Origin of the sequence: Niabella sp. (assembly GCF_030150205.1) — a bacterium.
In the GTDB taxonomy this organism is placed as follows: Bacteria; Bacteroidota; Bacteroidia; order Chitinophagales; family Chitinophagaceae; genus Niabella.
The window spans coordinates 142,348-155,229 of sequence record NZ_JASLGT010000033.1; the positions used below are offsets into that span (position 1 = coordinate 142,348).

A 12,882-nucleotide genomic window follows, 5' to 3' on the forward strand; every position below is an offset into this window, starting at 1 on the left:
TTAACCGCAGCAGATCTTATTTACCCGGTCTTCATGGCGGCCACCTTCAAATGCGGTGCTGATGAATGCTTCCACCATCACTTCTGCTACATCTTCCGGGATAAACCGGGCCGGTATGCACAATACATTTGCATTATTATGCTTGCGGGCCAGTTCGGCGATCTCTTTATCCCAGCAAAGCGCTGCCCTTACACCCTGGTGCTTATTGGCCGTAATGGCTACACCATTTCCACTACCGCAAAGCAGGATCCCAAATGCATATTCCCCGCTTTCAACCGCAGCAGCAACGGGATGGGCAAAATCCGGATAGTCGACCGATTCCGAAGAATGCGCTCCAAAATCTTTAAACGCCAGTCCCTTTCCTTCCAGGAAAGAAATCACATACTGTTTATACTCAAAGCCGGCATGATCGCTGCCAATGGCAACGGGTTTTTGAGTATCAAATATTGCTTCCATAACAAGTATTTTTAACTCCACTCTTGTGGGTTCTCTAATTTATTCTTCCGCTCAATCTTTGACGCCAGCGCCACGCTGATCTCAAAAAGGATGTACAGTGGAGCAGTAACCACCGCCAGGCTAAACGGATCGGTGGTAGGAGTGATGATGGCCGCAGCAATAAGGATCACTACAAACGCATGCCGGCGGTATTTTTTAAGCACGGTTCCGGTAAGAATTCCGGCCTTTGCCAGCAGCAATACCAGTAAAGGCAACTGGAACAGCACTCCGATCCCCACGGTAGTATAAATCACATTCTCCAGGTAGTCTGAAAAAGTAGGAATGATCTGGATCTGTGCACTCAGCTTATAGTTAAAATAAAAGCTCACCATCAGGGGTGTAAGAATAAAATAACCAAAAGCCACTCCCAGGAAGAACAATATGGATACCCAGAGTATAATTCCGGTGGTGCCCTTCCGCTCTTTATCGGACAAGGCGGGCTTGATAAAACGCCAGATCTCCCAGAAAATATAGGGGAAGGCCAGGATAAATCCACCCACAAAGGCTACGGTAAACGAAGCAATGAACTGCCCGGTCATTGTGGTTTCCTGGAACTTGGGCTCAATCTTAAGACAAAGCCCTTCGATTCCCATTTTCTGTCCCATGCTGCAAAGCCACTGTACTGAGATAAAGTCTGTTCTTGTAGGCCCGAAAATGATATCGTCCACAAAAAAATTAGAAAACATAAACACAATAATGGCACAAATCACCACTGCTATTACGCTGCGTATCAAATGCCATCTTAAAACTTCCAGGTGATCTATAAAGGACATCTCATCCTCGCCACCACTCCTTTTCTTTAAAAAATCCAGTAAAGCCATCGTATTTCAAAAATGGGAACAAAGATGCGTATAAAATGCTCAAAACTCAGGCTTTTACTACATCTATTTTAATTTTTTCATTTTCACCATCTCTATCCGGGTATCATTTACCCCAAGAATATCAAATTCGAAATCCCCGATAATGATCCGCTCTTTCTGGGCAGGAATGGTTTCGTAAAAATTGATAATGTATCCGGATAAGGTTTCGGAGTCTGTTTTGTCTTCAAATTCAAAATCGTATTTTTTTTCCAGGTAGTCCAGCTCCATCCTTCCGGAAAAAATATATTCGTCTTCTGATATCCGTTTTTCCACAAACAGCTGGGTATCATACTCATCCCATATTTCACCAAAGAGTTCTTCCAGCACGTCTTCCATGGTAATGATACCGGCGGTGCCGCCAAATTCGTCGACTACCCAGGCAATACTTTTTGACTCTTTACTGAATTTATTGATCAGGCCTACTGCTGTCATACTTTCCGGCACCGCGATGATCGGGATCAGGATCGATTCAATATCTGCCGGTTTTTTAAAAAGATCCAGTTCATGTGCAAACCCCAGGATATTATCAATATTCGATTCATAAATGATGATCCGGCTCTTCTTTGTTTCCACAAATTTCTGGATCAGGGTTTCAACCGGCGCATTTACTTCCACAGCGATGATCTCCTTGCGGGGAACCATGCTCTGCCGGATTTTGATATTGGCCAGCTCCTGTGCATTTTCCAGGAGATGGGTACTGGTTTCTTCACGGAGGGTCCTTTTACTGTCGCGGAACATGAACTGCAGGTCGTTCCGGGCAAAAGGCGATTTGCCCTTATCTAACCGTACATTAAACACATACTTCAGGATCCAGTTGGCCAACCGGAAAAGCGCCGCAGTAATGGGATACAGCAGCCATAAAAAGAAATTGATGATCACCGCTAACCGGCTGAGCAGGGTATTGCTGTTCGCCCTGAAAACCGCCCTGGGTATGAATTCTACAAATATCAGGATGATCAGTGTATTGAAAGTGATCTCCAGCAGGATCTGCGCGGTACGGGAATTGATGCCGCTTTTTTGCCAGAAGGGAATCAGCACTTCGCTGGTCTGTAACACAAAAATAGTAAGGGCCGTAATATAGCCGATTACGGTTGTTCCCCAGAAGATTGCGGGCATATCCACAAACTTACCCAACAACCGTCCTGTTAAGGTGCCTTGTTTTCTTTTCAGCTCAATGTTCAGCCTGCTGGCGCCAAAGAAAGCCATTTCCACGCCGGCAAAAAAGATCATGAACAGCAAAGAAACGATCCACATTAATAGCTGCCATTCCATAAGATAAAGATAAATAAAATGCTACATGAAACGCTTTTGTTCAGGCGGGTATATTCAGGAATTTTCGCACCAGGTCCTCTGTCTCCGCACAGGCCTCCTCCAGGTCATCGTTTACCACCACTTTATTAAAATGGCTTATAAATGACAGCTCATACTCTGCCTTATTCAAACGGGTTTGCAGGGATTCCTCGCTTTCGCTTCCCCTGGAAATCAGGCGCCTTCTCAGTTCTTTTACCGAAGGCGGCTCAATAAAAATGGACAGGCTTTCTTTTGGATATTGCTGCTGCACATGAATGGCGCCTTTTACATCAATATCCAGCAACGGATACTGGTCCTTTTTCCACAGGCGTTGTAATTCGCTCTTCAGCGTTCCATAGTATTTGCCTTCGTACACCATTTCCCACTCTACAAACTCATTTGCTTTGATCTTTTTTGTAAAATCCGCTTCGCTGATGAAATAATAATCCCTTCCGTTTACTTCCCCGGTCCTGGCTTGCCGTGTAGCTGCAGAAATGGAAAACGACAACTGGGGAATCTTTTTTAATAAATGATGTGTAATGGACGTTTTTCCGGCACCTGACGGCGCAGTAAGAATAATGATTTTATGATTTGCTTTTGAGCCGGTAGCCACCGGGAAATATAAAAACGGACGATTGGTAAATATCATGCCCCCGCAAAATACTAAATATTAACGACCAGACAAATAATATCCCGTTCCCGGGAAACGGGATCAAAACACCGGCTTGCTTCCGGTAAAATTGCCTGGAGAGCACACCCGCTACTGCAAATATGGGTAATTAGAATCCCCTGCTTTCCGTAGTCTGGTATTTCAAAAGACTGGGACATCCGCCAGCGGCATCCTTATCTACCAGGATATAAAATGTGGGGATCTTTTTCTGCAACCATTTGTCCAGCTCTTCATTCTTTTTCTGGTTCAACGCCATGTCTGCAATCTTCGCATAGTCGTCGTTCAGGTTCAAACGATGCGGTTCTGAGCGGGATTTCAGGTAAACCAGCCGCACACCTTTTTTACCTTGCTCATTGGTAAAGCTTACCGGTTTCGACAGGTCACCTACTTTCATATCTTTGATGGTATTCACCATGTCTTTGTCTAACGCATCAATATTTACGTATGTAGAGCCATCCCTGTTTAAAACATAGGGACCGTAATTTTTCACATTTTCATCATCACTGTATTTATAGGCTGCATCTTTAAAGCTGATCTTTTTAGCCTCGATTTCAGCACGAACAGAATCTAATTTTAAACGGGCATCCTTTAGCTCATTATCTGTAACAGGCGGAATGCGAAGGATCATTTTGATCTTGGCATTATCTCCGCGACGGCTTACCTGCTGGATCAGGAAAAAGCCAAAACGGTTAGATTTAACCGGCAACGATATTTCACCCGCTTTTAAGCGAAAAGCGGTCGAAAGAAAGACCGGGTCCCAGGTAGATTTATCGGAGCGGTTCACCTCGTAAAGCCCGCCACGCTCGCGGCTTCCCGGATCTTCCGAAACCCGTTTGGCCAGTGCTTCAAACGTAGTGGCACCCGATTCGATCTGCTTTTTATACCCCAGCATTTCATTATAGATATAGTCTTCCACATCCTTGGATGCCGGAGGCAGGATGGAGATCTGTCCTACTTCGAGCTCAGATTCCAGGAACGGTAAACTATCTGTAGGAACTCTTTCGAAAAATGTTTTTACCTCTGTTGGAGTAATATGAATGCCATTAACCACTTTTTTCTTCATGGCTTCGGCCAGCATCTGTTCTTTAATCATCGGGCGCTGGTCGTCTTTTAGCTGGTACACGGTTTTACCGGCAACTGCTTCCAGTTCTGCCTGGCTGCCAAATTGCTGAATATAATAACGGATTTTCATATCCAGCTGCGCTTCTACTTCCTCATCCGTCAGCGGAATCGAATCCCTTTCTGCCTGCAAGGCCAGGATCTTCGACAGCATGATCTGCTCCATTATGATACAATTGGCATTGGGCGGGAGGGTTTCACCACGGCGCGGTGCATCATTCAGCTCATTCTGAACATCTGAATTCAGGATGATCCGGTCTCCCACAACACCGATAATTTTGTCAACTACCTGCTTACTCGCCTGTCCCTGTGCAGAAACAACCATTGAAAACAATACCCCCAAAACAGCCAGCATGCCTTTTACAGAAAAAAGACCTGTTCTTTTACTCATAATAAACATAAATCAAAATTAGCCTTGCCCGGGGCATCCCGCTCCAAACAGGGCCGTATTTAACAAAAGTTTGTTGCCCGTTCTGCTGCAACGAAAAACACCAGCCGGCTTTCCGGCTGATGTTTACCTGTGTATTTTACGACAGGGGAGGGTTTACAAGGTACGTTTTACTTCTTCCAGTTCGTACGCTTCCACCACATCTCCCACTTTAATATCGTTATAATTCTTAATGGTTAAACCACATTCCATGCCGGTCAGCACCTCTTTGGCATCGTCTTTAAACCGTTTCAGCGAGCCCAGTTCCGCTACTGCATTTTCACCGGTGGGGTAAATTACAATACCATCGCGGATTACCCGAACCTTGTTATCGCGTTTGATGCGGCCATCCAGAACAAAACATCCTGCAACCACCGCCTTATCAAATTTGAATACTTCACGGATTTCTACGTTACCCACAATTTTTTCTTTCATAGTGGGCTCCAGCATACCTTCCATCGCGCTCTTCACCTCATCGATCGCTGTGTAAATGATGGAGTACATCTTGATCTCGATGCCCGCATTTTCAGCGATGCGGGATGCCTGCTGCGACGGACGCACATTAAAGGCGATCACAATCGCATCGGAAGCTTCCGCCAGTACGATATCACTTTCATTGATCTGTCCTACACCTTTATGGATCACATTTACAAGGATCTCTTCTGTAGAAAGTTTTTGTAAAGAGTCACTCAGCGCTTCCACAGAACCGTCCACATCCCCTTTAATGATCACATTGAGTTCCTTAAAGTTACCCAATGCCAGACGACGGCCGATCTCATCCAGCGTAATATGCTTCTTCGTACGCATACCCTGTTCGCGCAGGATCTGGGAGCGACGGTTGGCAATGCTCTTGGCTTCTGATTCTTCTTCGTACACTTTGAATTTCTCACCGGCCTGGGGTGCACCGTTCAGACCCAGCACCACGGCAGGGGCTGATGGTCCTGCGGCGTCTTCGCGTTTGTTCCGTTCGTTAAACATGGCTTTAACACGACCATAGTACTGACCGCTCACGATCAGATCGCCCGGACGCAGTGTTCCGTTTTCTACCAGCAAGGTAGCTACATAACCCCTACCCTTATCCAGGGTTGCTTCAATGATGGTACCCGTTGCTTCCCTGTCGGGGTTGGCTTTCAGATCCAGCAGTTCTGCTTCCAGTAATATTTTTTCCAGCAGCTTATCTACATTCAGGCCTTGTTTGGCACTCAGTTCCTGGCTTTGGAATTTTCCGCCCCATTCTTCCACCAGGATATTCATTTGCGATAACTGCTCATAAATCTTCTGAGGATTGGCGCCGTCTTTATCGATCTTGTTAACGGCAAAGATCATTGGTACACCAGCTGCCTGTGCGTGGCTGATGGCCTCCCTTGTTTGCGGCATCACGGCATCATCGGCCGCCACCACAATCACCGCAATATCGGTAACCTTGGCACCACGGGCACGCATTGCGGTAAACGCTTCGTGACCCGGTGTATCCAGGAAGGTGATCTCTTTTCCTTCAGCTACCTGCACACGGTATGCACCAATATGCTGGGTAATACCTCCGGCCTCACCGGCTACTACATTGGCATTCCGGATATAATCCAGCAACGAGGTTTTACCGTGGTCAACGTGTCCCATGATGGTAACGATCGGACTTCTTGGAACGCGTTCTGCTTCGTCGTCGTCCTCATCTGCTTCCTCTTCCATTTCCATCTGCTGTTCCATATCGATGAAGGAAACGTCGTACCCGAACTCACTGGCCACCAGTTCAATTACCTCAGCATCCAGGCGCTGGTTGATAGACACCATGATGCCCAGGCTCATACACTTGCTGATGACATCTGCAAAACTTACATCCATCAGGCTTGCCAGTTCGCTTACACTGATGAATTCCGTTACCCGCAATGTTTTATCAACCCCTTCTTCCTCCATGGCCTCCGCCGCTTCATTGCGTTTATCCCTCCGCGCTTTGGCACGCATGCTTTTCTGCTTGTTACCGCCGCCGCCACTCAGTTTTGCCTGGGTTTCGCGGATCTTCTCCTGGATCTCTTTTTCATCGATCTGCTTCTCCTCACGATGCGGCCGGTGACGGTCTCTGAAATTACCTTTTCCATGATGTCCGCCGCCGCCGCCATGATGCTGGCCACCGCTGCGGCCGCCCTGGCCCTGCTGTCCGCCACCAGCACCATGCGGTCTGCGCTGATCCGGATCGGCTTTCACTTCTTTCTTTTCAATTGGGATACGTTTCCGTTTCCGTTTTTCATCCCGTTTCGGGCGGGTATCATTATCTACCGGCAGTTCGATCTTACCCAGGATCTTTGGACCCTCGATCTTTTCTGCCTGGATATTGCTGATCTGTACTTCTGCCGGCTTTTCTTCTTCAACCGGAGCCGGTGTTTCTTTAACAGGCGCCTTTTCCTCTACAGGAGGAGGCGCTACTGCTACCGGTTGTTCCTTAGGCACTTCAACCGGTGCTTCCTCCTTCTGCGGTGGTGTTTCCACAGCAGGAGTTTCTTTTTTTGCCACCTTTTTCGGGCGGGTTGAAAAATCGATCGCAGACAGATCGATCTTGCTGATGATCTTCGGTCCGCCAATATCCCGTGTAGGTGTTTTGGCTACCGGCGCCTCTTCTTCGGCGGGAGCTTCCGCTGGTGCTTTTTCCTCTGGTTGCGGAGCAGGTTCCGGCTCCGCCACAGGAGCCTCTGCTTCCTTAACCGGAATTTCGGGCACTACTTCAGGAGCGGGCTCTGCAACCGGCGGCGTTTCTGCAACCGGTTCTTCTTTTGCCACCGGACGAACAGCCGGTTTTGGCAATTCTTCCTCCTCACGACGCTTTTTATTCTCGCCACCCAATCCTTTTGGTAAGTCAACCTGGTCGCTGATGATCTTTGCGGCCTTGTCTCCATGAAATCCCTGTTGCAGGGCCGTATACATGGCATCGGTCAGTTTTGTGGAAGGCTTTAAATCATCCCGTTCAAAACCTTTACCTACTAAGAATTCAACAAGGGTATCCTGACCAATGTTAAATTCCTTAGCCGCTTGTAATAATCTTGGAAGTTTCTTTTCTACCATAAAATTTTTTATCCCTTATTCCGCTTTCAGCGGAACGTTTTGTTTATCATTCACACCAATTCTTATAACGAAGCCCGGGTAGCTTCATTATTCCCGCTCCAGCTCTTCTTGTAAAATTTTCCGAACATCGTCAACCGTTTCCTTTTCAAGGTCGGCCCTTTTTTCAAGTTCGCTGGGCGACATACGCAATACGCTGCGTGCGGTATCACAACCAATTTTCTTTAACGCATCAATCACCCACTCATCAATCTCATCTGCAAATTCTTCCAGGTCCACATCAAACTCTTCTTCCTCATCCTCTGTATCCCGGTACACATCCAGCTCATAGCCGGTTAAATCAGAAGCCAGCTTAATGTTCACCCCTCTTTTACCAATGGCCAGGGATACCTGGTCGGGCTTCAAAAAGATGCTGGCGTGCTTACCTTCCTGGTCCAGGCTCATACTGGTGATTTTTGCAGGGGTCAGCGAGCGCTGAATCAGCAGTTGTGTATTTGTGGTAAAGTTGATAACGTCGATATTTTCATTTTTCAATTCCCGAACGATGCCATGGATCCGGCTTCCCTTCATACCTACACAGGCACCCACCGGATCAATACGGTCGTCATAAGATTCTACCGCCACTTTTGCTCTTTCACCCGGTTCACGAACGATCTTTTTAATCGTAATCAAACCATCAAAGATCTCCGGTACTTCAATTTCCAGCAGCTTTGCAAGGAAATCGGGCGAGGTACGGGAAAGGATGATCACCGGGTTGTTGTTCTTCAGATCTACCCGGATCACCACCGCGCGGATATTCTCTCCCTTTTTAAAATAGTCCTGTGGGATCTGTTCGCTTTTGGGAAGAATCAGCTCATTGCCTTCTTCATCCAGCAACAGGATTTCTTTTTTCCATACCTGGTATACTTCAGCGCTGATAATTTCACCAATGCGGTCTTCATACTTCTTTGCCAAAACATTTTTCTTCAGATCGCTGATCCGGCCGGCCAGGGTTTGCTTGGCGGCCAAAATGGCCCTCCGGCCAAAATCGATCAGGTCAATTTCTTCGTACAGGTCTTCCCCTACTTCATAATCCGGCTCCAGCTTAACGGCCTCCGAATACGCCACCTGGGCCAACGGATCTTCTACCTCCCCGTCTTCCACGATGGTACGGTGCCTTACAATTTCCAGGTCTCCCTTCTCTGCGTTCACGATCACATCAAAGTTGTCATCGCTGCCGTATTTTTTACGGAGCAATGTTTTAAATACATCCTCAACAACTTTCATCATTGTAGGACGATCTATATTTTCTGCATCTTTAAAATCCTGGAATGCCTCAATTAAATTAATACTTGCCATAGTGAAGTACGATTTACCTTAGTGAAATCACAGCCCCTGAGCTGTTACTTTTAAAATTTAATTTGAATTTTTGTTGTTTTAATTGTTTCCAATAAAATAGTGTGCGCCGTCTTCTCTATCTTTTTTCCGCGCCCGCTTGTGGTTTCCACCACAATGGCATCATCGTTTACAGATAGCAGCGTTCCTTCTGTTTTTTGGCCATCCAGCTGCAGCACCTCCACATTACGGCCGGTATTCTTTACATACTGCCGGTGCAGTTTTAACGGCTCATCCAGTCCGGGAGAAGAAATCTCCAGGGAAAAATCGCCGTCGGGGAACAAACCTTCTTCTTCAATCTGTTTATACAATGCCCGGTTGTATCGTACCAGGTCATCGATCCCCACACCGTTATCACCGTCAATAAATATCTTAAAGTTATTGGTAGGCTTTATGCGGATGTCTACTAAAAAATGAGACGGGTTTCCCACCAGCAACGCAACTACTTTTTCCTGTAAATTTTGAATTATTGCCTCCTTATCCATATTTCTGAAAAAAGAAGAAGGGAACGCCTCCGTTCCCTCTGTCTCCTTTTCTGCCGCAAAATTAAGACAATTACAGCAAAAAGCGAAGTTTTTGCAGGTATTTTCTCAATAAAGAACCGGGAGCGCCTGCCATTGGCCCAAAACCGCCTAAAATAGCGCCAGCCCACAACAATTTTCCGGTTACAGCGTTATTTCTGTGTATTTTAGTACCATTATTTTAGCGCATGTCATTTATCTTATACGCCTTATTGTTCTTTTTTCTGTACAACCTTATTGTAAAGGTTGTTTTGCCGGTGTACCGTACCACCCGTCAGATCAAAAAACAGTTCTCCCAGATGAAACAACAGTTTCAGCAGCCGGAAGCTGCTACACAGCAAGCTGCCACCGCTTCTCAAACACCACCACCTTCCCAAAAGAAACCATCGAAACTGGGTGAATATATCGACTTTGAAGAGGTGAAATAATTAGCTGCTATGATCCTGGATAATTTTCCAGCCTCCGCCTATTTTCTTGAAAATCAAAGTAAAATGACCATTCAGGTCGCCCATTTTCCGGGAAAGCTGCCATTTCCCTACCACATTATAAAAACCCGTTCCCAGGGGTTGTATTTTTAGCAGGGTAAATTGCAGCTGCCCCATTTCATCCTTTGAGGGATACGATTTCCGGTAATTATCCAGCGTTTGCTGCCAGCCATAGGCAGCGCCCTTCTTGCCCACAAATAACAAAGAATCACTTTTCCAGTAGGTATCCATGAATGCCTCCAGGTTTCCCTGGTTCCAGGCGGTGGTTTGCTGCCCCATTACAGCCCGTATCTTTTGTACATCGCTTTGCGCATGGCCGGTTATCACCACTATACAAAACAAAAGAAGCATGCTATATTTTTTCATAATCCGGAAATTCATTAACAGGAAAAGATAATCCAAAATTATTATTTCCTGGAATGATTCTTATATGCTGAAGGCTTCCTAATAATGATCGTGGTCACAATCATCCGCATGGGCGTGATTGTGATTCCGGCAGTACCGGTAGTTCACCATATGTGCTGATATGATAAAAATAACCGCAGGTACCAGTAATAAGGCATGATATTGAAGATAAACCTGCTTCAGCACCAAAAAAAGGATTCCGGTTGCAAACAGCAACAACGGCAGTTTTTTATGATGGTGAAATCGATAGCCATGGCGGAGGGAATACACACCAATGATAAAGGCAAGAACGATCATTCCCAACTCAAAAGCCACATTTTCAATGATATTGACCCCAAAAAGCGGAAGACTTGCCATAAAAAGCGGTAAAACCGCACAATGAATGGCACAAATTACTGAAGCCGAAATCCCCAAAGCATCCCAATTAATTTTTGACCGCATGTTGCAAAATTATAAAAAAAGAAACATCGTTGCAAATATTTGCACAACTATTACAGGAATAAACGTTTTCGGGCATTAATTGTTAAACTGTTGGAATAACTTTGCACTTCAATTTTCAATATGTCAAAAAAAGCTATTTTTTATACCTCCTTTTTTGTGCTGCTGTCGATAGCGTTCTATTTCATAGCGGTTTACTTTATCCCGGGTTTTAACGACCGCAAGCTGGAGCCGGTGAGCAAGGTGGGGCAATTTACCTTTACCGACCAGGATGGAAACCCGTTTTCGAATAAAGATGTGGAGGGTAAGATCTATGTAGCTGAATACTTTTATACAACCTGTCCGGGCATTTGTCCCATGATGAACGATAACATGAAGCAGGTATATCAAAAATATAAGGGTACGCCGGGCTTTTTAATCGTATCACATACCTGCGACCCCGAACGGGATTCCGCAGCTCAATTGAAACATTATGCCGATTCGATGAAAGTAGATACCCGGCAATGGGTGTTTTTAACCGGGCGCAAGGATAGTCTTTATAAAATGGCGCGACTGAGTTACACCATCGATGACCCCAAAAACTATTTTAACTCGAACGAAGATGATTTTTTGCATACCCAATTCTGGGCACTGGTAGACCGGAGGGGAAATGTGTTGAAGATTTATGATGGCTTGAAACAAAAAGAGATCGACCGGCTGATTGCTGATATTGGGGACGAGCTAAAAACAACATCAAAAAATTAATTAATTTTAGATATGGATAGCATTGTTCAGATCTTAAAGCAAAATAATTTAAGTGTAACGGATGGCCGCCGTAAAATACTGTCCTTATTCCTGAACAGTAACGGCGCCCTGGCGCACGCGGATATTGAAAAAAATACCCATAGTCATTTTGACCGGGTAACGGTTTACCGGACCTTACAATCCTTTGTGGACAAAGGCATCATCCACACCATTCCAACATCGGATAACAGCATTAAATATGCATTGTGTAAAGACGAATGCGGAGAGGGGCATCATCATGATCATCATGTACACCTGGTATGTACGCACTGTGGCAATACATTCTGTTTGGACAATGTGGTTACCCCAAGCATTAAGCTGCCCAAAGATTACATCATGCAACAGGTTGAAGTAGTGGTAAAAGGCGTTTGTAAATCCTGTAACAACAAATAAAAAAAAGCCCTGATGTAGACACATCAGGACTTTTGATTAATGTTTTGACTAGCTGCTAATTTACAGCCCTAATTCATTTTTTCCAAATAAAATATCTTAATTTTTACCTCCTCCAACCAGTGAATATAACACGGAAGAACCAAGAGAAAGCAAAATACTGAATATCAACGCCCACCAAAAACCGTTCACTTCTACCCCTTTAAAAAAGTTGGCTGCAATCAATACCATAAAGGCATTAATGACCAGCAGAAAAAGTCCCAGCGTTATTAAAGTTACCGGAATCGTAAGTATGACCAACACCGGTTTTACAATGGCATTCAGCAGGGCCAGCACAAGTGCAAATAAGGTTGCGGTCTTTATATCTGCCACCTTAACTCCTGGCAGAATTTGAGGAAGTAAATAAGCGATGAGCCCGGTTATAAGTACTTTTAGCAAAAAATTCATTGATCTGAAATCTATATTAAAAGTTAAAGGTAGCTAAAATTGAAAGATTCTGCATGGAAACCAATGATCTTTTAGGCTATGCTTGCTTTTCCCGGGAAAATATTTCACTATTTTTTGGTAACTTGTAGTA

At 45.3% G+C, this 12,882-nt stretch carries 15 protein-coding genes; 4 read left to right on the forward strand and 11 right to left on the reverse strand.

The window, feature by feature from the left end:
• From rpiB to Q1V85_RS24060, 8 genes are all read right to left on the reverse strand, one after another.
• Nucleotides 1–456 (reverse strand): ribose 5-phosphate isomerase B, encoded by a 456-nt coding sequence (gene rpiB / locus Q1V85_RS24025; protein ID WP_300604376.1) that lies wholly within the window; start codon nucleotides 454–456, stop codon nucleotides 1–3.
• 11 nt (nucleotides 457–467) lie between these two features.
• On the reverse strand, nucleotides 468–1,316 hold the full coding sequence (gene tatC, locus Q1V85_RS24030; protein ID WP_300604379.1) for a twin-arginine translocase subunit TatC: 849 nt from the start codon (nucleotides 1,314–1,316) through the stop codon (nucleotides 468–470).
• Between the two features lie 63 nt (nucleotides 1,317–1,379).
• Nucleotides 1,380–2,627: a hemolysin family protein gene (locus tag Q1V85_RS24035; protein WP_300604382.1), complete on the reverse strand. Its 1,248-nt coding sequence runs from the start codon at nucleotides 2,625–2,627 to the stop codon at nucleotides 1,380–1,382.
• Nucleotides 2,628–2,667: 40 nt separating this feature from the next.
• Entirely contained in the window at nucleotides 2,668–3,294 is a 627-nt protein-coding gene (gene gmk, locus Q1V85_RS24040) for a guanylate kinase (RefSeq protein ID WP_300604385.1), read from the reverse strand.
• A 130-nt stretch (nucleotides 3,295–3,424) separates the two neighbouring features.
• Complete coding sequence (locus Q1V85_RS24045) at nucleotides 3,425–4,825, reverse strand: peptidylprolyl isomerase (RefSeq protein ID WP_300604387.1); 1,401 nt, start codon at nucleotides 4,823–4,825, stop codon at nucleotides 3,425–3,427.
• Nucleotides 4,826–4,978: 153 nt separating this feature from the next.
• Nucleotides 4,979–7,912, reverse strand: a complete 2,934-nt coding sequence (gene infB / locus Q1V85_RS24050) for a translation initiation factor IF-2 (protein ID WP_300604390.1) — start codon at nucleotides 7,910–7,912, stop codon at nucleotides 4,979–4,981.
• Nucleotides 7,913–7,999: 87 nt separating this feature from the next.
• On the reverse strand, nucleotides 8,000–9,247 hold the full coding sequence (nusA, locus tag Q1V85_RS24055) for a transcription termination factor NusA (protein ID WP_300604393.1): 1,248 nt from the start codon (nucleotides 9,245–9,247) through the stop codon (nucleotides 8,000–8,002).
• A 50-nt stretch (nucleotides 9,248–9,297) separates the two neighbouring features.
• Nucleotides 9,298–9,768: a ribosome maturation factor gene (locus tag Q1V85_RS24060; protein ID WP_300604396.1), complete on the reverse strand. Its 471-nt coding sequence runs from the start codon at nucleotides 9,766–9,768 to the stop codon at nucleotides 9,298–9,300.
• Nucleotides 9,769–9,992: 224 nt separating this feature from the next.
• Here Q1V85_RS24060 and Q1V85_RS24065 point away from each other — a divergent pair, with 224 nt between their 5' ends.
• Nucleotides 9,993–10,232, forward strand: coding sequence for a hypothetical protein (locus tag Q1V85_RS24065; RefSeq protein WP_300604398.1), 240 nt, complete (start codon nucleotides 9,993–9,995; stop codon nucleotides 10,230–10,232).
• On the opposite strand, the gene Q1V85_RS24070 is transcribed toward Q1V85_RS24065, so the two are convergent.
• Nucleotides 10,233–10,655 carry a nuclear transport factor 2 family protein gene (locus tag Q1V85_RS24070; protein WP_300604400.1) on the reverse strand — a complete coding sequence of 141 codons (423 nt, stop codon included), beginning with the start codon at nucleotides 10,653–10,655 and terminating at the stop codon, nucleotides 10,233–10,235.
• Between the two features lie 78 nt (nucleotides 10,656–10,733).
• Complete coding sequence (locus tag Q1V85_RS24075) at nucleotides 10,734–11,135, reverse strand: MerC domain-containing protein (protein ID WP_300604403.1); 402 nt, start codon at nucleotides 11,133–11,135, stop codon at nucleotides 10,734–10,736.
• Here Q1V85_RS24075 and Q1V85_RS24080 point away from each other — a divergent pair.
• The 3 genes from Q1V85_RS24080 to Q1V85_RS24090 are packed head-to-tail and all read left to right on the forward strand — an operon-like array spanning nucleotide 11,077 to nucleotide 12,308.
• Entirely contained in the window at nucleotides 11,077–11,214 is a 138-nt protein-coding gene (locus Q1V85_RS24080; protein ID WP_300604478.1) for a hypothetical protein, read from the forward strand. The two genes, Q1V85_RS24075 and Q1V85_RS24080, sit on opposite strands and share 59 nt — an antisense overlap.
• A 41-nt stretch (nucleotides 11,215–11,255) precedes the next feature.
• Complete coding sequence (locus tag Q1V85_RS24085; protein ID WP_300604405.1) at nucleotides 11,256–11,876, forward strand: SCO family protein; 621 nt, start codon at nucleotides 11,256–11,258, stop codon at nucleotides 11,874–11,876.
• A 12-nt stretch (nucleotides 11,877–11,888) separates the two neighbouring features.
• On the forward strand, nucleotides 11,889–12,308 hold the full coding sequence (locus tag Q1V85_RS24090) for a transcriptional repressor (RefSeq protein WP_300604408.1): 420 nt from the start codon (nucleotides 11,889–11,891) through the stop codon (nucleotides 12,306–12,308).
• 96 nt (nucleotides 12,309–12,404) lie between these two features.
• On the opposite strand, the gene Q1V85_RS24095 is transcribed toward Q1V85_RS24090, so the two are convergent.
• The gene (locus Q1V85_RS24095) at nucleotides 12,405–12,752 is read right to left on the reverse strand and encodes a phage holin family protein (RefSeq protein WP_300604411.1); all 348 of its coding nucleotides are present in this window, start codon (nucleotides 12,750–12,752) and stop codon (nucleotides 12,405–12,407) included.
• Nucleotides 12,753–12,882 lie beyond the last annotated feature (130 nt).

Coding starts and splice junctions, on each gene's coding strand:
- rpiB (WP_300604376.1), bottom strand. CDS start 456: ATGGAAGCAATATTTGATACTCAAAAACCCGTTGCCATTGGCAGCGAT.
- tatC (WP_300604379.1), bottom strand. CDS start 1,316: ATGGCTTTACTGGATTTTTTAAAGAAAAGGAGTGGTGGCGAGGATGAG.
- Q1V85_RS24035 (WP_300604382.1), bottom strand. CDS start 2,627: ATGGAATGGCAGCTATTAATGTGGATCGTTTCTTTGCTGTTCATGATC.
- gmk (WP_300604385.1), bottom strand. CDS start 3,294: ATGATATTTACCAATCGTCCGTTTTTATATTTCCCGGTGGCTACCGGC.
- Q1V85_RS24045 (WP_300604387.1), bottom strand. CDS start 4,825: ATGAGTAAAAGAACAGGTCTTTTTTCTGTAAAAGGCATGCTGGCTGTT.
- infB (WP_300604390.1), bottom strand. CDS start 7,912: ATGGTAGAAAAGAAACTTCCAAGATTATTACAAGCGGCTAAGGAATTT.
- nusA (WP_300604393.1), bottom strand. CDS start 9,247: ATGGCAAGTATTAATTTAATTGAGGCATTCCAGGATTTTAAAGATGCA.
- Q1V85_RS24060 (WP_300604396.1), bottom strand. CDS start 9,768: ATGGATAAGGAGGCAATAATTCAAAATTTACAGGAAAAAGTAGTTGCG.
- Q1V85_RS24065 (WP_300604398.1), top strand. CDS start 9,993: ATGTCATTTATCTTATACGCCTTATTGTTCTTTTTTCTGTACAACCTT.
- Q1V85_RS24070 (WP_300604400.1), bottom strand. CDS start 10,655: ATGAAAAAATATAGCATGCTTCTTTTGTTTTGTATAGTGGTGATAACC.
- Q1V85_RS24080 (WP_300604478.1), top strand. CDS start 11,077: ATGGCACAAATTACTGAAGCCGAAATCCCCAAAGCATCCCAATTAATT.
- Q1V85_RS24075 (WP_300604403.1), bottom strand. CDS start 11,135: ATGCGGTCAAAAATTAATTGGGATGCTTTGGGGATTTCGGCTTCAGTA.
- Q1V85_RS24085 (WP_300604405.1), top strand. CDS start 11,256: ATGTCAAAAAAAGCTATTTTTTATACCTCCTTTTTTGTGCTGCTGTCG.
- Q1V85_RS24090 (WP_300604408.1), top strand. CDS start 11,889: ATGGATAGCATTGTTCAGATCTTAAAGCAAAATAATTTAAGTGTAACG.
- Q1V85_RS24095 (WP_300604411.1), bottom strand. CDS start 12,752: ATGAATTTTTTGCTAAAAGTACTTATAACCGGGCTCATCGCTTATTTA.